Origin of the sequence: Actinomadura spongiicola (assembly GCF_003432485.1) — a bacterium.
GTDB classification, from domain to species: Bacteria; Actinomycetota; Actinomycetes; order Streptosporangiales; family Streptosporangiaceae; genus Spirillospora; species Spirillospora spongiicola.
Window position 1 is genome coordinate 60,643 of the sequence record NZ_QVNQ01000011.1, and the last position, 17,500, is coordinate 78,142.

Annotated in this window: 14 protein-coding genes; 6 read left to right on the forward strand and 8 right to left on the reverse strand. The window is 71.5% G+C overall.

Features of this window, described 5'->3' with window-relative positions; translation table 11 throughout:
• Positions 1 to 292: 292 nt before the first annotated feature.
• A complete protein-coding gene (locus tag D0T12_RS29205) occupies positions 293 to 1,138 on the reverse strand; it encodes an IclR family transcriptional regulator domain-containing protein (protein ID WP_117403606.1) in 846 nt (281 codons plus the stop codon).
• Between the two features lie 280 nt (positions 1,139 to 1,418).
• On the opposite strand from D0T12_RS29205, the gene D0T12_RS29210 reads away from it, so the two are divergent.
• The 4 genes from D0T12_RS29210 to D0T12_RS29225 all read left to right on the forward strand — a co-directional run bounded on the left by D0T12_RS29210 (position 1,419) and on the right by D0T12_RS29225 (position 6,725).
• Positions 1,419 to 2,558, forward strand: a complete 1,140-nt coding sequence (locus tag D0T12_RS29210) for a sugar ABC transporter substrate-binding protein (protein ID WP_158581671.1) — start codon at positions 1,419 to 1,421, stop codon at positions 2,556 to 2,558.
• Complete coding sequence (locus tag D0T12_RS29215; protein ID WP_117403920.1) at positions 2,555 to 4,123, forward strand: sugar ABC transporter ATP-binding protein; 1,569 nt, start codon at positions 2,555 to 2,557, stop codon at positions 4,121 to 4,123. The genes D0T12_RS29210 and D0T12_RS29215 overlap by 4 nt, the downstream gene beginning before the upstream one ends.
• On the forward strand, positions 4,120 to 5,157 hold the full coding sequence (locus tag D0T12_RS29220) for an ABC transporter permease (RefSeq protein ID WP_117403610.1): 1,038 nt from the start codon (positions 4,120 to 4,122) through the stop codon (positions 5,155 to 5,157). Before D0T12_RS29215 ends, D0T12_RS29220 begins: the two co-directional genes overlap by 4 nt.
• A 560-nt stretch (positions 5,158 to 5,717) precedes the next feature.
• A complete protein-coding gene (locus D0T12_RS29225) occupies positions 5,718 to 6,725 on the forward strand; it encodes an SMP-30/gluconolactonase/LRE family protein (protein WP_117403611.1) in 1,008 nt (335 codons plus the stop codon).
• A gap of 59 nt (positions 6,726 to 6,784) precedes the next feature.
• Here D0T12_RS29225 and D0T12_RS29230 read toward each other — a convergent pair whose 3' ends face one another.
• The 4 genes from D0T12_RS29230 to D0T12_RS29245 are packed head-to-tail and all read right to left on the reverse strand — an operon-like array spanning position 6,785 to position 12,445.
• Positions 6,785 to 8,416 carry a serine/threonine protein kinase gene (locus tag D0T12_RS29230; RefSeq protein ID WP_117403613.1) on the reverse strand — a complete coding sequence of 544 codons (1,632 nt, stop codon included), beginning with the start codon at positions 8,414 to 8,416 and terminating at the stop codon, positions 6,785 to 6,787.
• Positions 8,417 to 8,443: 27 nt separating this feature from the next.
• Entirely contained in the window at positions 8,444 to 9,613 is a 1,170-nt protein-coding gene (locus D0T12_RS29235) for a polyprenyl synthetase family protein (protein WP_117403615.1), read from the reverse strand.
• Positions 9,614 to 9,638: 25 nt separating this feature from the next.
• Positions 9,639 to 11,027 (reverse strand): family 2B encapsulin nanocompartment shell protein, encoded by a 1,389-nt coding sequence (locus D0T12_RS29240; protein WP_233526347.1) that lies wholly within the window; start codon positions 11,025 to 11,027, stop codon positions 9,639 to 9,641.
• Complete coding sequence (locus tag D0T12_RS29245; RefSeq protein WP_117403617.1) at positions 11,024 to 12,445, reverse strand: family 2B encapsulin nanocompartment shell protein; 1,422 nt, start codon at positions 12,443 to 12,445, stop codon at positions 11,024 to 11,026. Before D0T12_RS29245 ends, D0T12_RS29240 begins: the two co-directional genes overlap by 4 nt.
• Positions 12,446 to 12,682: 237 nt before the next feature.
• Between D0T12_RS29245 and D0T12_RS29250 the strand changes: the two genes are divergently transcribed.
• A complete protein-coding gene (locus D0T12_RS29250; protein ID WP_147339682.1) occupies positions 12,683 to 13,093 on the forward strand; it encodes a hypothetical protein in 411 nt (136 codons plus the stop codon).
• A gap of 221 nt (positions 13,094 to 13,314) precedes the next feature.
• Here D0T12_RS29250 and D0T12_RS29255 read toward each other — a convergent pair whose 3' ends face one another.
• The 3 genes from D0T12_RS29255 to D0T12_RS35610 all read right to left on the reverse strand — a co-directional run bounded on the left by D0T12_RS29255 (position 13,315) and on the right by D0T12_RS35610 (position 15,770).
• The gene (locus D0T12_RS29255) at positions 13,315 to 13,545 is read right to left on the reverse strand and encodes a hypothetical protein (protein ID WP_147339683.1); all 231 of its coding nucleotides are present in this window, start codon (positions 13,543 to 13,545) and stop codon (positions 13,315 to 13,317) included.
• A 183-nt stretch (positions 13,546 to 13,728) separates the two neighbouring features.
• Positions 13,729 to 15,114, reverse strand: coding sequence for an MFS transporter (locus D0T12_RS29260; protein ID WP_117403924.1), 1,386 nt, complete (start codon positions 15,112 to 15,114; stop codon positions 13,729 to 13,731).
• A 29-nt stretch (positions 15,115 to 15,143) separates the two neighbouring features.
• Positions 15,144 to 15,770 (reverse strand): hypothetical protein, encoded by a 627-nt coding sequence (locus tag D0T12_RS35610; protein ID WP_158581672.1) that lies wholly within the window; start codon positions 15,768 to 15,770, stop codon positions 15,144 to 15,146.
• Positions 15,771 to 16,072: 302 nt separating this feature from the next.
• Between D0T12_RS35610 and lpdA the strand changes: the two genes are divergently transcribed.
• Complete coding sequence (gene lpdA / locus D0T12_RS29270) at positions 16,073 to 17,476, forward strand: dihydrolipoyl dehydrogenase (RefSeq protein ID WP_117403625.1); 1,404 nt, start codon at positions 16,073 to 16,075, stop codon at positions 17,474 to 17,476.
• Positions 17,477 to 17,500 lie beyond the last annotated feature (24 nt).

The window sequence follows — 17,500 nt, forward strand, 5'->3', positions numbered from 1 at the left end:
CACGGGCTCTGACACGGGAGGCGTAGCAAGGTGGGGCGAACTGCGACGCAGGGGTGAATTCGGCGTCCCCCCTGCGGACGATGCGCCGACCGCAACCCTGCGAAATGGTGATTCCAGGGAGACCGGGGCAACGGCCCCGTGTCGTCGAGCGGCAGGAGAGAGCCACTATGGAAGGCCGAGTCCGCATCAGAACCCGCAAACGTCCCACCGGTCGCAAGTCCAGACGTTCGACCCTCGACCTCCGCACGCCGTCCGGTCGGGTCCTGCCGTACTGAGCGGTGCCGCTCCAAGGTCAGCGTGCCCGCGTCGGCTCGGAGCGCCGACGGGACGCTGACCGTGCCGTGACCTGTTCCTGGGGGGTGTCGCGCAGGAGGGCGTAGTCGCGACCGATCTCGCTGGCCGCGACCAGGAGGAGCGGCAGGTACTCCTCGATCATCGTCTCGTGCGAGACCTCCGCGACGAGGGCGCTCACGTTCACCGCGGCGATCACGGTGCCGTCGCCGTCCCGGATCGGCGCGGCGATCGAGCGCACGCCCGGGGACATCTCCTCGTCGGTCTCGGCCCAGCCCCGGGACCGGATCTCGCGCAGATCGTCTTCCAGGCGTCCGATCGGACGCTCCCGGAACGCGGGGGTCCCGGACGCGGACGGCGCGTCGAGCGCGGCCGCGAGGTCGTCCGGCGCCAGCGCGGAGAGCAGCGTCTTGCCGAGCGCGGTGCTCCGGGCGGGGAACCGCGTCCCCACGTTGATGACCGTGGCGACGACCTTGGGAACCGCGACGCGCGCCACGTAGATGATGTCCGCTCCGTCGAGCTGCGCGACCGACGCCGCCTGCCCGGTCGCCGCGACCAGCTCCCGCAGATGCGGTTGAGCGATCTCCCACAGACCGGCCGAGAGCGTGTAGGCCACGCCGAGTTCGAGGACGCGCGGGGCGAGCAGGTAACCGGCCGGGCTCGACCGCACGTAACCGAGCTGCTCCAGGGTCAGCAGGATCCTGCGTGCCGTCGCCCGCGCCAGCCCGGTCTCGCTCGCGATCTCCGACAGCGACATCGGGCGCCGGCGCGTGCCGAACGCCTTGATGACGTCGAGGCCACGGGCCAGCGCCTCCACGAAGTCGGGGCCGGTCTTCTCGCGCGACATACACACCTCTCCTGGCGCACCGGAACGCCGATGGCAACCGTATGGCGAACAACTGTACGGCACAGTCCGCCACCGCGCAGCGTGAGGCCGCGCAACTCGCACTCTTGACACTGGTCACGGGCGCCACCTACCTTCGACCGCACTACGAACGATTCGCCGCTATGCGAACGCATACGTCCCATGGCCGCCCGCCCGGGTCAGCGCGCTGACCCGGGCCGCTCCCGGACTGCCTGGGCTGACGGATCACGTCAGCGAGCCGGAACCATCCAGGAGGTACGAAGTGGCAGGCTCACCCCGCATCCGAGGGATCGCCGCGATCGGCGCGCTCGCGCTCGCGCTCGGCGCCTGCGGATCGGCGGACGACTCGCCGTCCGGCGGCGCCGCGGACACCACGACCGAGGCCCTTGAGGCGCTGACCGGGACCGCCGTCTACGGACGGCCGCCCGCGAAGGCCCCTGCGGTCGCGCCCGGCAGGAAGGTCTGGATCGTGTCCTGCGGCCAGAGCGCCATCGGCTGCCAGACCGGAGCCGAGGCCGCCGCGCAGGCGGCCAGGGCGGTCGGCTGGACCGCCCAGATCTGCGACGGCAAGCTCAACGCGGGCGGCGCGTTCGCCGGGTGCGTCCGGCAGGGCATCGCGGCGAAGGTCGACGCGATCGTCACCGAGGCGATCGACTGCGCGGCCGTCAAGGAGCCGCTGAACGAGGCGAAGACCGCCAAGATCACCACGATCGACTTCTGGGGCTTCGACTGCGACACCGGCGAGAGCGCCACCGGCGAACGGCTGTTCACCGCGTCGGTCGTCCCGTCGGAGAAGTACCGGACCAACGAGGCGTACCAGCGGGCGATCGGCGAGGCGCGGGCCGAATGGGTCCGGGCGCGCTCCGGCGGCAAGGCGAACGTGATCGAACTGCACTTCACGGGCACCAACATCGGCGCCGCCCTCCACGAGGGATTCCAGCGCGGCATCAAGAAGTGCGCGGGCTGCGAGGTCGAGACCGTCGAGGTGACGCACCAGACGTTCGGCAACACCCGGCAGATCATCGAATCGGCGCTGCTCAAGAACCCGAAGGCGAACTGGGTCGCGGTGCCGCTCGACTCGCTCGTCCTCGCCGGGGCGGGCCAGGCCGTCGCCGGTTCGCCCCGCCGCGCGGACGTGAAGCTCATCGGCGGCGAGGGGCTGCCGCCGAACCTCGGACTGATCCGCCAGAACCAGGGGCAGAGCGCGGCGGTCGGGCAGCCGATCGACTGGTACGGCTGGGCCGCGATCGACACGCTCATCCGGGCCTTCGCCGGGGAGCCCGCCGCGCCGTCCGGCATGGGCTTCCAGATCGTCGACACCGCCGCGAACCTTCCGGCCGACGGCGCCTACCGGGCGCCGGTCGACTTCCGGTCGGCCTACCGGCGGGCGTGGGGCCGGTGACCGTCCCGGAGTCCGTCGCGGAGTCGGAACGTCCCGCCTCGCTCGTGGTGTCGGACGTGCACAAGTCGTACGGCGCGGCGTCGGTGCTGCGGGGCGTGTCCTTCGCGCTCACCCGGGGCCACATCCACGCGCTCGCGGGCGGCAACGGCTCGGGGAAGTCCACCCTGATCAAGGTTCTCGCCGGCATCGAACGCGCCGACGGCGGCGTGCTCACGCGTCCCGGTCGTGCCGAGACCGAACTGTCCGGGTTCACCCCGGACCACGCCCGCGCGGCCGGGCTGCGGTTCGTGCACCAGGACCTGGGGCTGCTCCCCGACATGACCGTCGCGGAGAACGTCGCCTTCACCCGGGGCTTTCCGCGGGGCGGCGGGCGGCGGATCGCGTGGCGGAGGCTGCACGAGACGACGCGGGCGCTGCTGGAACGGTTCGAGGTCGACGTCGATCCCACGGCGGTCGTGCGGACGCTGCGTCCCGCGGACCGCGCGATGGTCGCGATCGCCCGCGCCCTGGCCGACGACGACCCGGACCAGGTCCTGGTCCTGGACGAACCGACGGCCAGCCTCCCCCACCACGAGGTCGACATCCTCCTCGAAGGGCTCTCCCGGCGCGCCCGGCAGGGCCAGACCATCCTGTACGTGAGCCACCGGCTCGACGAGGTGTTGTCCTCGGCCGACGCGGTGACCGTCCTGCGCGACGGCGCGGTCGCGGCCACCCGAGGCACGGAGAACCTCGACAAGCTGCACCTCGCCGAACTGATGGCCGGACGTTCCCTCGGCACGCTCTACGGCGACCGGCGCCGCCCGGCCTCGGCGGAGGAGCCGCCGTCGGATCCGGTGCCCGTGCTCGAAGCGCGCGGCCTGTCCGCCGGACGGATCGGCGACGTCGACCTGGAGGTCCGGGCCGGGGAGATCGTGGGCCTGGCCGGGCTGCTCGGATCCGGCCGCTCGACCCTGCTGAGGGCGATCTTCGGCGCGGTCCGTCCGGTGTCCGGGACGGTGAAGCTCGACGGCACGGCGTTGACAGCGCCGTCGATCCGGGCGGCCATGCGCCGCGGAGTCGCCCTCGTGCCCGAGGACCGGCTCGCGGACGCCCTCTTCCCCGAGGCGTCGGTCGCCCGGAACATCACCGTCGCCACGCTGGCGCGGCACGTGCGGTGGGGGCGGCTCTCCCGCTCCCGCGAACGGGCCACCGCCACCGGCGCCATCGAGGAGCTGCGGATCAAGACCGCGGGCCCGGACCAGACGGTGACCCGGCTGTCCGGCGGCAACCAGCAGAAGGCGGTCGTCGCCCGCTGGCTCCAGCGCGCCCCCCGGCTGCTGCTCCTCGACGAGCCGACCCAGGGCGTGGACGTGATGACCCGCGCCGACCTCTACGAACGGGTCCGCGCGGTCGCCGCGTCCGGCACCGCCGTGATCGTCGCCTCGTCCGACGTGGAGGAACTGGCCCATCTCTGCGACCGGGTGGTGGTCCTGCGGGTCGGACGGGTCGCCGCGGAGCTCTCCGGAACCGAGATCTCCGTCCGAAAGATCGTCAAATACTCCTACGCGGATCAGGAGGCATCATGAGCGGCACCCGCCTGCGGGAGTCGGCGCGGGGACCGGCACGGAATCCGGCGACGTCCCCGCCGGTCACCGCGCGGACCGGGCGTCTCGGCGCGGCGGCGGAACGGTACGGGCTCGTCCTGCTGCTCGTCGGGGTGGTCGCGTTCTTCAGCGTGCTGCCCGCGAGTTCGGCGGCCTTCACCTCCCCCGCCAACGTCCAGGCGGTGCTCGCGAGCATCGCCGTGGTGTCGGTGCTCGCGGTCGCCGCCGTCTTCCCGCTCGCCTGCGGCCAGTTCGACTTCTCCGTGGCGGCCACGTCGCTGGTGTCGTCGATCGTCTGCGCCGCGCTGATGTCGAACCACCACGCCCCGCCGGCGCTCGCGGTGCTGTGCGGGGTGGGCGCCGGTGTGCTGGTCGGGCTCGTCAACGCCGTGCTCGTCGCGCTGCTGCGGCTGAACGCCTTCATCATCACCATCGGCATGGCGACACTGCTCCCGGGCATGGTGCAGTGGTACACGCGGGGCGTCGACCTGGTCCGCGGCGTCCCGCGGCCGCTGCGCGACTTCGGTTCGCTGACCTGGCTGGGGCTGCCCCGGGTGATCTGGCTGGTCGCCGCCCTGACCGCCGTCTGCTGGTTCGCGCTGGCCCACACCGCCTTCGGACGGCGGCTCTACGCGATCGGCGGCAACGCCTCCGCCGCCCGGCTGGTCGGCATCCCGGTCACCGCGCTGACCTTCGGCGCGCTCACGATCTCCGGTGGGCTCGCCGGTGTCGCCGGGGTGATCCTCACCGCCCGCAACGGCGGCGGGCTCGTCAACAGCGGGGTCGACCTCCTGTTCCCGGCGCTCGCGGCCGTCTTCCTCGGCGCCACGGCGATCGACCCGGGCCGCTACAACGTGCTGGGCGCGGTCATCGGCACCCTGTTCGTCGCCGTGTCGGTCAGCGGTCTGACGCTCGCCGGGGCCGCGGAGTGGGTACCCGCCGTCTTCAACGGCGCGGCTCTGATCATCGCGGTGGCCGTCTCGACGCTCCTGGCACGCAGGCACGGCACGTCCTAACCCGTCCCGGCGGGGGTGGCGGCCGCCTACACCGTCCGCGGGCACGTGCTCGGGGTTGTAGGAGATGGTCTGCCACCCCGCCGCCTGGCAGGTCTCGCACCGGTACGTGCGGTGCCCCTTGTAGCGGGCCCAGGCCGGTGGGCAGTCGCAGGGCGTCCATCCGACCCGGACGGCACCGACCCGCAACAGGTGGCCATAAGGGCAGGTCAGTGGCCTGTGATCAGCGTCCATCGGCAGCCATCATCGCACACCTGTTCGAGTGGATACCGCTCGGCCTCGTCCCCCACGAAACAGAAGAAACGGAGGTGCACTCTTGCCATACTTCGTCAGACATCCAACAATGGACATAATACGTCGACAGGGAACGTCCGTGTTCCCTTCTCGGGCTTGACTCGCGTCCGGAGAGACGGAGGGACGGTCATGCGCTCGAAGCGTCACCGCCCTGCCCGGGCCGCGCCCCGCCGGCCGGACCCGTTCGCCGACCCGTCGCCGTACCTGACCCGCCATCCGCAGCGCCCTGCCGGAAAGGCCGGCATCCGACCAACCCACGGAAGGTGATCATGTACCGTGCAGTTCGGCGACGCTCCATCGTCGTCGCGGCCCTCGCCGCACCGCTGCTCCTCGGCTCCACCGCGCAGGCGGCCGACGCCCCCGCGCAGACGCGGGCCCGGATCTCCACCGCCCATGTGCTGCCCGGCGACCGGGTCTACCCCGAGGGCATCGCCGCCGATCCCCGCACCGGCGACATGTACGTCGGCTCGTACGAGGGCGGCACGATCTACAAGCTCACGCCGGGCCGGCGGGACGCCGAGCAGTTCCTGCCCCCGTTCATCGACGGCCGCTCGCAGGCCCTCGGCCTGGAGGTCGACCGCGCCGGGCGTCTGTGGGTGGCGGACCGCCTCACCGGGGTCGCGGTGTACGACATCGCCACCCGCCGCCTGCACGCCCGTTTCACCATCACCGACCAGAACCCGCGCCTCGTCAACGACATGGCCATCACGCCGGACGGCACCGCCTACATCACCGGCAGCAGGCGCTCGGTGGTCTACCGCATCACCCCCGAACAGCTCGCGGACGCCCATGAGCAGGGCGGGGACGCGCCGCTGACGCCCGCCTTCGACCTGTCCGAGGTCGTGGAGCCGCACGCGCCCAACACGATCACCCTCAACGGCATCGTCGCCGAGCCGTCCGGACGCTACCTGCTGACGGTGGACATGACCGGCGGCGACCTCTACCGCATCGCGCTGCCGTCCGGCGAGGTCGAGAAGGTGGCCCTGAGCGGAGGCGACCTCACCACCGGCGACGGCATGGAACTGCACCATGGCACGCTGTGGGTGGCCCACCCCATCAAGGACGCCTACGCGATCGGCCGGTGGCGCATCGGCTCGGACGGCCGGACGGCCCGGTCGACCGGGCGGCTGACCGACCTGGCGTTGCAGACCCCGACGACCCTGCTGCGCAAGCACGGCAAGCTGTACGTGGTCCGTTCCCAGTTCGACAAGGGCGGCCCCACGGGACCCGGCACGCCCCAACTCCCCTTCTCCATCGCCGTCGTTCGCGGCTTCTGAGCACGTGACCGATCCGCCGCCCCGTCCCGGGGCGGCGGATGCGGCTCGCGGGGGCCCGCTCAGGAGGCGGGCTTCATCGTGTAGCAGTAATTCGTTTTGCCCTTGAAGTAGTGGCGGGCGCGCCCGTCCTTGAACCGCCACCGGCATCCGGCGTCGCGCTGGGCCGACGACAGTTTCATCACACCGCCCTTGCGTTTGACGCAGTACGCGCCGGGGCTCGGCGCGTCCCGGTACTCGACCCACTCCCAGCCGAGCGTCACGCAGTACGCGGAGAAGTGCCCGGCGCCGAGTTCGACCCGGACGAGTTTCGGACGGCTCCGCGTCGGTGTCGGCGACGGCTTCGACGAGGGCTTCACCGACGATCTCGGCGTCGCGGACCTGGACGGGCTCTTACTCGGACTGGACGCGGGGGCCCTGGCCGCGTCTCCCGGCTGGTTCGCGCCGGGAGTTGACGTTCCGGTCATCGCGCCGGTGGAGCCTCGGGGCTCCGCGCGGGCGTCGTCGCGGGGGGAACCGCCGTCCGCCGCCCACACCACCGCGAACGCGACCGCGACGACGGCGACGAACGCGCCGCCCGCACCGGCGAGGACGGCGCCGCGGCGCCCACGCCCGGGCGACCCACCCGGCCCGGGGCGGGTGGACCCCGTCTCGGGAGGTTCCTGCGCTACATACCGCTCGTGAGGGGCGGTCACCGCGTCGGCCGCGACCGGTTCGGGCGGCAGGGGCGGAAGCGCATCGGCGGGCAGCGCCGGAATAGCCGGAACGCCCTGGACCGGGGCCGCCGGGAAACCCGAGACCGGAGCCGCCGGAACGCCTTGAACCGGGGCCGCGGGAACACCCGGGAACGGGGCCGCCGGGGCGGGGGTCAGGGCAGGCCCCCGGCCCGCACGGCGGACGAGACGGTCGAGGACGTCCCGCGCGGACGGGCGGCGCGCCGGGTCCTTCGCGAAGCATTCGGTGAGCAGGCCCCGCAGTGGCTCCTCGATCCCGTCGAGATTCGGCTCCCCGTGCGCGATGCGGTTGAACACCACCGCGATCGACTCGTTCCCGAACGGCGGGCGTCCGGTCGCGGCGAACGCCATCGTCGACGCCCACGCGAACACGTCCACGGCGGGTCCGAGTTCGCCCGGTTCCAGCTGTTCGGGCCCCATGTAGGCGGGTGTCCCGATGGCTCGGCTCACCATCGTCTGCGCGCCCGACAGCGCGCGGGAGATGCCGAAGTCGATGACGCGGGGGCCGTCCGCGCCGATCAGCACGTTGTTCGGGTTGAGGTCGCGGTGCACGATGCCCGCGTCGTGCAGCGCGACGAGCGCCGTCGCGGTCGCGACCGCGAGCCGGTCGAGCGCGCTGCCGGTTCGGGGGCCCTGCTGGGCGACGATCCGGCTGAGCGGCGGCCCGTCGACGTACTCGCTGACGATGAAGCGGCGGTCGCCGAACGTGCCGGAGTCGAGGATCTGCGCGGTGCAGAACCGCGCGACCTGCTTGGCCGCGTCCATCTCGCGGGCGAAGGTGTCGAACGTGCCCGCACCGTTGAGGTCGGGGGTCAGTTGCGGATGGAACACCTTCACCGCGACGCGGGCGCCGGTCGAATCATGCCCCAGATAGACGACGCCCTGGCCGCCCTGTCCGAGCCGGGCGGCGAGCCGGTAGGCGCCGATCTGTCGGGGATCGTCGGGTTCCAGGGGCGGCACGCGTGGCAGTGTAGTGGCGACGATCCCTCAACGATCGCGATGCGCGATGAGGCGAGCCAAGGCGCGGAGTTCCGCCGCAGGGACGGCGGCGAGGTCGGCGGCGTCGAGTTCGTGGAGCGCGTCGGCGAGGAGGGCGTCCGCGCGTTCGGCGGCCCAGGCGCGGCCTCCGGCGGCGTCGATCAGCGCGGCGGCCCGGGACGCGTCGTCGCCGGAGAGGGGCTCGTCGCTCAGGTACAGGGCGGCCAGTTCGGCGCCCGCGGGCGTGGCGGAGGTGAGCGCCGCGACGACGGGCAGGGACTTCTTGCGCGAGTACAGGTCGGCGTGGACGGCCTTGCCGGTGACGGCCGGGTCGCCCCAGATGCCGAGCAGGTCGTCCACTAACTGGAAGGCCAGGCCGAGCCGTTCGCCGAAGGCGTGCAGGCGGGCGGTCTGGACGGAGGTGCCGCCGCCGTGGGAGGCGCCGAGCGCGCACGCGGCGCCGATCAGGGCGCCGGTCTTGCGGCCCGCCATGGCGACGCATTCGTCGAGCGTCACGTCGTCGCGCTCCTCGAACGCGAGGTCGGTGTTCTGCCCCTCGACGAGGTCGGTGACGGCGTGGCCGAGGGTCCGGACGGAGCGCGCGAGGGCCGGGGAGCCGCCCGCGGCGTCCGGGGCGGGCGCGTTCAGGTCGGAGGCGTCCGGGCCGGGCGCCGGACGGGGCGGGGCGGCGACGAGGGCCTCGAACGCGGCGGCGAGCAGCGCGTCCCCGGCCAGGACCGCGGCGCTCGTCCCGTAGACGGTCCAGGCGGTCGGCCGGTGCCTGCGGGTGAGGTCGCCGTCCATGACGTCGTCGTGCAGGAGCGAGAAGTTGTGGGCGAGTTCGACGGCGACGGCGGCGGGCAGCGCGGTCTCGGCCGCGCCGCCCACCGCCCGCGCCGCCAGCAGCGTCAGCGCGGGACGGATCGCCTTCCCGGACGCGCCGGACGCGGACCGCCCGCGCACGTCGCGCCAGCCGAAATGGAAAGCGGCGATGTCGCGCATCGTGCCGGGCAGGGTCTCGACCGCGTCCCGCAGGGCGGGGTCGAGGAGGGCGCGGCTCCAGGCCAGGACCTCGTCCGCCGACCGGACGCCGCCCCCTCCGGGGTCGCCCGCCCGGGGGTCGGACGGCGGACGATGGTCGCAGCGTAGGACCGCCGGGTCCTGCCCCCAGACGGACATGTGTTCCCCTTCTATCCCGCCGGTGCTAGCGGGCGATCTCCACGTTCTCCAGGACGCCGAGCGCGTCCGGGACGAGCACTGCCGCCGAGTAGTAGGCGCTGACCAGGTACGACATGATCGCTTTGTCGTCGATGCCGGTGAACCGGACCGACAGGCCCGGACGGACCTCGTTCGGTATCCCGGTCCGGTGCAGCCCGATGACGCCCTGGTCGTCCACGCCGGTGCGCATCGCGATGATCGAACTCGTCCCGGTCGGGCTGATCGGGATCTTGTCGCAGGGGTGGATCGGAACGCCGCGCCACGCCTGGACACGCTGCCCGTCCACCTCGACGCTCGCCGGGTACAGGCCGAGTCGGGTGCATTCGCGGCCGAACGCCGCGATCGTCTTCGGATGCGCGAGGAAGAACCGCGTCTTGCGGCGCCGCGCGAGCAGTTCGTCCATGTCGGCGGGTGTCGGCGGCCCGCCCCTGGTCTGGATGCGCTGTCTCAGGTCGGCGTTGTGCAGCAGCCCGAAGCTCCGGTTGTTGATCAGCTCGTGTTCCTGCCGCTCGCAGATCTCTTCGATGGTGAGCCTGAGCTGCTGCTCGACCTGGTTCATCGGGTCGTTGTAGAGGTCGGCGACGCGGGTGTGGACGCGCAGCAGCGTCTGCGTCACACTCAGCTCGTACTCGCGCGGTGAGGCCTCGTAGTCGACGAACGTGCCGGGCAGCACCGGCTCGCCGTCGTGCCCGGCCGCGACCTCGATCGCCGCCTCGCCGTGCCTGGTCTGCGGCGGGACGGGCGCGTCCCGGTGCCGCTCCAGATGGACGCGCAGCGCCTCGTACCGGCCGGTCAGCTCCTCGATCGCCTCCCCGGGGAGGGTGAGCACGATCGTCGGGGTGATCGCCCGGTAGGTGCTCGGCCATTCCCCGCCCGGACCGTGCAGGGCCCGGTCGCCGAAGAACCGGCCGTCGGCGAGGATGTCGACCCGGGCGGCGGCGCCGTACTCCCCCGGCTCGGTCACCTCGACCTTGCCGTGCGCGATCAGGTGGACGGCGTCGGCGGGACGGCCCGCCTCGGCGATCGTATCACCGGGCTCGTACTCGCGCTGGACGAACCGTCCGGCGACCGCGTCCAGCAGCGTCGTGTCGGCGAACCCGCGCAGCGGGGGCAGTTCGGCCAGTTCCGGCGGGACGGCCCTGACCGTGGCGCCGTCGTTGACGAAGCTGACGAGCCCGTCACCGAGCTGGTAGGTGAGCCTGCGGTTCACGCGGTAGGTGCCCGCGTCGGCCCGCTCCCACGGCAGCCGCCGCAGCAGCCAGCGGGGGGTGATGCCCGCCATCTGCGGAACGGACTTGGTCGTGGTGGCCAGGTTGCGGGCGGCCCTGGTGGAGAGGGACAGCCGGTGCTCCGTACCGGGTGGCGTCTCGGTCACGAGGCGGCACCGCCGTGGGCGATCTCGACGGACTCCAGCATGCCGAGCGCGTCGGGCACCAGGACGGCGGCCGAATAGTAGGCGCTGACCAGGTAGGAGATGAGCGCCTTGTCGTCGATGCCCATGTAGCGGACGGACAGGCCGGGCTGGTACTCGTCCGGCAGCCCCACCTGGTGCAGGCCGATGACGCCCTGCCGTTCCTCACCGGTCCGCATCAGCAGGATCGAGCTGGTCCGGGTGCGGCTGACGGGGATCTTGTTGCACGGGAAGATCGGCACGCCGCGCCAGGCGGGGACCTTGTTGCCGCCGACGTCGACGCTGTCGGGGTAGACGCCGCGGGCGCTGCATTCGCGGCCGAACGCGGCGATCGCCTTCGGGTGGGCGAGGAAGAACGCCGGGTCCTTCCAGACGAGGGTGAGCAGGTCGTCCATGTCGTCGGGGGTGGGCGGCCCGGTGCGGGTGTGGACGCGTTGCGACAGGTCGGTGTTGTGCAGGAGCCCGAAGTCGCGGTTGTTGACCAGCTCGTGCTCCTGCCGTTCGCGGAGCGCCTCGATGGTCAGCCGGAGCTGCTGCTCGATCTGGTCCATCGGCTCGTTGTAGAGGTCGGCGACGCGGGTGTGGACGCGCAGGACGGTCTGCGCGACGCTCAGCTCGTATTCGCGCGGCGCGAGTTCGTAGTCGACGAACGTGCCGGGCAGCACCGGCTCGCCCTCGTGCCCGGACGCCAGGTCGATCGCGGCCTCGCCGTACTCGTTGTGCGCGAGGCTCGGGCCGGAACGGTACTCGTCGAGATGCGCCCGCAACGACTGGGACTGGCCGAGCGTCTCCTGGAAGTCGGTCTCGCTCATGCTGAGGATCGTGCAGGCGGTCACGGCCTTGACCGTGTACTCCCATTTCGCGGGTTCGTCTCCCTCGGCCGTGCCGAGGAGGGCCTGTTCGCCGATGAAATCACCGTTCGCGAGCGTGCCGAGGACGGCGTCCGCGCCGTACTCGCCCGCGCCGATCAGGCTGAGCTTGCCGTGCGCGATGAGAACGACCCGGTCGACGGGACGTCCCCGCTCGACGACGACGTCACCGGGCTCGTACTCCTGCTGGGTGAAGCGGCCCGCGATGGCGTCCAGCGTGAGCTCGTCGTCGTAGCCGCGCAGCGGTGGGAGTTCGCCCAGTTCGCGGGGGATGACACGGATATCGGCGCCGGTGGTCACGAAGGTGACGCGCCCGTCCCCGAGCGTGTAGGTCAGCCGCCGGTTGACCCGGTAGGCGCCGCCGGACGCCTGCACCCAGGGCAGCAGTTTCAGCAGCCACCGCGACGTGATCCCCTGCATCTGGGGGACGGACTTGGTCGTGGTCGCCAGGTTCCGTGCCGCCGTGGTACCGAGGCTCAACTGCTGCTGTTCCTGCTGTTCGGTCACGTCCACACCACCGATTTCGTCGCGGGTTGCCAGGGAGCGGCCTCGTCCGGCCAACCGTGACGCTACCCACGGTAATCAGGTGATCGCATGAGGCATCGCGTCCACCACTTTTTCGCCATGCAGCCACACAAGTCGCACCCGTTCGTAACAGCCCCACACCAGGCGGTGAACACCCCGAACCTCTCGCGTGCGCGTCTGGCTAGGATGCGGCCATGTCGCCCGTGCCCACCGCCGGAGAATGAGGTGGGCAGGCGCCGCTACCGCAGGCTTCTCGTGGGGCCCGACACCTACCGCTGGCGTACCGCGCATCAGCACCGGAGGGACGGTCGGCGGCTCGTCGACTGCCGCGAGGTCGTCCTGCTCCGCCGGGAGGGACGCCCCGGCCGCGTCACCGTGGTGTTCCGCGACGGACCGGGGCTGATCGTTCCGGACGGCGGCCCCTACACCCACAGCGGCGGCGTCCGGCGGGCGGGCGACGACACCACGCTGAACCTGCACCGCCCAGCGGTCGTGCGCGCGCTCCTCGACATCGCGCTGGCACAGGGGGCGGATTTCGAGTCCAGCAGGGAAATCGACGGCTGGACGGTCCTGGACGCCGTACGCGAGGCCGTGCCGGAGCAACCGCCGCCCCCGGGAGGCGAATCATCCCGGTGAGGACGGCGTCGCCGCCGCCCAGACCTGTCGTACCTGCGGCTCCGGCCCGAGCAGCGCCGGACGTTCGCTCTGCTGGATTCGTCGGGGCCGCAACCCTGAGGCAACCGGCGCAGTTCCGCTACCGCTTCCACGTCCCGCAGGACGTGCCCGCTCACGTCACATGGGTGCCGGTGACACGGTGCCGTCAGCAGCCCGGTCACCGGTCACCGGTCACCCGGATGTCACCCGTGCCAAGGGTTGCCGTCGGTGTCCAGGGTGGTGCCGCCCTCGCCACCGTCCGTCGTGACACGGGTGCCGTTGGCGCTCAGTTCGAAGTCCGACGTCACACGCGTACCGTCCTGGGTGGTTCCTCCGGTGACGCGGGTTCCCTGGTCGGCCATGGCCGGGGCCGCGAACAGGGTCATCGAAAGAGCTCCAACGGTGATGCTCGTCGCGACATATGCGATTCTCATCGCGCCCTCCTCTGGTAGTCGGCTCACTTCGGCGCCGGACCAGGGGATCGACAGCCCCTCCGGCACCTCGTACACAGCCTCCGCCCCTGCCGGAGCCCTAGAAAGGTCAGCTAAGGGGCATTGACCGGACATGGCATCCCGATCTCTCCGGTCGTCCGGTCTCGCCAGGAACAGGAGGCGAGATCACCGCGCGACTTCGACCCGCCGCGAGTCGACGGGCTCCCCGGCCTTCTCGATCGGCACGCCCGCCGTCTCCGGGATCTTGATGATCGGGATGAGCGCCACCAGCCCGGCCAGCATCAGGTAGTACGCCGGGACGTAGTTGGACCCGGTCACGTCGATCAGCGAGCCGACCAGCACCGCCGCCGTCCCGCCGAACAGGGACGTGGAGACGTTGTAGCCGATCGCGAACGCCCCGTACCGCACCTTGGTCGGGAACATCGCCGGGAACGTCGCCGCGATCACCGCCAGGATCAGCACGAGCAGCCCACCGATGATCGCGTACCCGGCGGCGACGCCGAGGAAGTGCTCGGTCTGCATGAGCGCGAACGCGGGCCATGACAGCAGGACGAACCCGACCGCCGCGGTGATCAGCAGCGGTTTGCGGCCGATCCGGTCCGACAGCGCGCCCAACGGCACGATCACCATGATCATCGCCGCCTCCACCCCGATGGTGATGAGCTGCGCCGTCCTGTCGTCCGTGTCGAGATAGTCGACGAGGTAGGACGGCATGAACGTCAGCAGCGTGTAGTCCGCGACGTTCAGCAGGAACACGATGCCGATCAGCATCAGGATGGCGCGCCAGTAATGCTCCAGGGTCTCCTTCAGCGGCGACCGGGCCTTCTTGCCCGCCTCCTCCATGTGCTGGAACGTGGGCGTGTCCTCGATGCGCGTCCGGACGTACAGGCCGACGAGGCCGAGCGGCAACGCGAGCAGGAACGGGATGCGCCACCCCCAGTCGCGCATGGCCTCCGCGCTGAGCGCGAGGTCCATCAGCAGGACGAGACCGGCGCCGAGGATGTAGCCGCTCAGCGTGCCGAGTTCGAGGAAGCTGCCGAAGAACCCGCGGCGGCGCGCGGGCGCGTACTCGGCGATCATCGTGGCGGCGCCGCCGTACTCGCCGCCCGTGGAGAAGCCCTGGATCAGCCGGACGAGGAGCAGCAGCAGCGGCGCGGCGATCCCGATCGTGTCGTAGCCGGGCAGGACGCCGATCACGAACGTGGAGCCCGACATCAGGATGATGGTCGTGGCCAGCACCTGTTTGCGGCCGAGCCGGTCGCCCATCGGGCCGAAGAACAGCCCGCCGAACGGGCGGGCGAGGAACGCGGCGGCGATCAGCGCGAAGGAGCGCAGCGTCGCGCTGCCGCTCGCGTCCTCCGGGAAGAACACCGTGCCGATGATCGCCGTCATGACCCCGGCGCTGAACACGCCGAAGTCGAACCACTCGACACAGTTCCCGATCGCGGACGCGATGACCGCCCGATGGACGGCCGGGAGGTCGCTCTCGCCCGGCTCCTTCGCCTCGGTCTGCTCGTCCGCCGGTTCCGCGTCCGCCGCTGGCCTGTCCACGGGCACGGTGTGCCCCAAGATCGACGAAGCTAACGGCGGGACTTCTTCCCGGAGCCGCCGGATTTCTCGGATTCATCGCCCGCGGGGCCGTCCGGCATTGTGGGAATGACGGTGGTGCGCTGCGGGTCGTCCGCCACGTCCTTCTCGGGCTCGTCGGGCTCGTCCGGCTCGCCAGGCTCGTCCGGGAGTTCGGCGGGTTCGAGCTCGTCCGGGAGTTCGTCGGTGCGTTGCGGGTCGCCGCCGTCCAGCAGCTCGTCGAGGGTGGCGGTGGCCTGCGTGTCGTTCGCGCCGCCGCTCGCCGTGTCGAGCAGGGGAAGGTCGTCCTCGGGAATGGACATCAGCGCCTGCGTCTCCTGCGCCTCCCGGGTGATGACGCCGCTGGCGAGGACGGTGTTGCGGTGCCGCAACGCCCCGTTCTCGCGGAGCAGGTTGTCGACCTCGGCGCGGACGCGGGCGACGCGGCGGCTCGACCGGACGTGCACGGTGAACCCGCCGACGGCGAGCCCCAGGATGAAGGTCGCGACCGGGATGCCGACCGATATCGGGGCGAGCGTCGCCACCAGGGCGATCGTGACCAGCACGACGACCACTCCAAGCGCGAGTCTGTGCTCCTCCATCCAGTCAAGGACGGCGTTGACGCGCTTGGGGATTCGCACTCGTCTTCCTCCACTCGGCTCGGAACGGTGACAACGACCGGGCCTTCGCACGGTGTTCCATTCGCGGGCGGCACGGTCGTCGTTGGGAGCACCACCGGGCTCCGCAGGCTGTGCGGCACCGGCGGCCGGGCGATGTGGGCGGGCCGCCGGACGGCGGCGCCTCGCCTCCCGCGGTCCCTGACCGGCGGAAGGCCGATCGAAACCCTAACACCGTCGCGGGACGTTCCTGTGACCGGTGTCCCGCCCGGAGCGGGACACGCCGGGATGCGAGCACCGTCCCCCGGCGAATATCGTCCATGGATATGAGCGAACACTTTGACGTCGTGGTCCTGGGCGCGGGCCCGGGTGGATATGTCGCCGCGATCCGGGCGGCGCAGCTCGGGCTGAAGACGGCGATCATCGAGGAGAGGTACTGGGGCGGGGTCTGTCTCAACGTCGGCTGCATCCCCTCCAAGGCGCTGCTGCGCAACGCCGAGCTGGCGCACATCCTCACCGCGGAACAGAAGACTTTCGGGATCAACGTCGAGGGCCGGGTCTCGTTCGACTACGGCGTCGCCTACCAGCGCAGCCGCCAGGTGTCGGAGAAGCTGGTCAAGGGCGTCCAGTTCCTGATGAAGAAGAACAAGATCACGTCGTTCGAGGGGCGCGGCACGTTCACCGACCCGAACACCCTTCAGGTGGCGAAGGCGGACGGCTCCAGCGAGACCGTGACGTTCGCCAACTGCGTCATCGCGGCGGGCGCGCACACCAAGCTGCTGCCGGGCACGTCGCTGTCGGAGCGGGTCGTCACCTACGAGGAGCAGATCCTCAGCTCTGAGCTGCCGGAGAGCATCGTCATCGCGGGCGCGGGGGCGATCGGCGTCGAGTTCGCGTACGTCCTGCACAACTACGGCGTGAAGGTGACGATCGTCGAGTTCCTCGACCGGATGGTCCCGAACGAGGACGCCGACGTGTCCAAGGAGCTGGCGAAGCGTTACCGCAAGCTCGGCGTCGAGGTGCTGACGTCCACCCGCGTGGACGCCATCGACGACTCCGGCGAGAAGGTCAAGGTCACGGTCACCGGCAAGGACGGCGCCCAGCAGGTGCTGGAGACCGACAAGGTCCTCCAGGCGATCGGGTTCCAGCCGAACGTGGAGGGCTACGGGCTCGACAAGACCGGCGTCGCGTTGACCGAGCGCGGCGCGATCGACGTGGACGGCCGGTGCCGCACGTCCGTCCCGCACATCTACGCCATCGGGGACGTGACCGCCAAGCTGATGCTCGCGCACGCCGCCGAGGCGATGGGCATCCTCGCGGCCGAGACCATCGCGGACGCCGAGACGATGGAGCTCGACTACGTGATGATCCCCCGCGCGACCTACTGCCAGCCGCAGGTGGCGTCGTTCGGCTGGACGGAGGCGCAGGCGAAGGAGCAGGGCTTCGACGTCAAGACCGTCAAGTTCCCGTTCAGCGCCAACGGGAAGGCGCTCGGGCTCGCCGAGGGCGACGGGTTCGTCAAGGTGATCAGCGACGCCAAGTACGGCGAGATCCTCGGCGCGCACATGATCGGCCCGGAGGTCACCGAGCTGCTGCCCGAGCTGACGCTGGCGCAGCAGTGGGACCTGACCGTCCACGAGGTCGCCCGCAACGTGCACGCGCACCCGTCGCTGGGCGAGGCGATGAAGGAGGCCGTGCACGGCCTCGCCGGACACATGATCAACATGTGAGGTTCCCGCGGGGCGGCGGGCGGG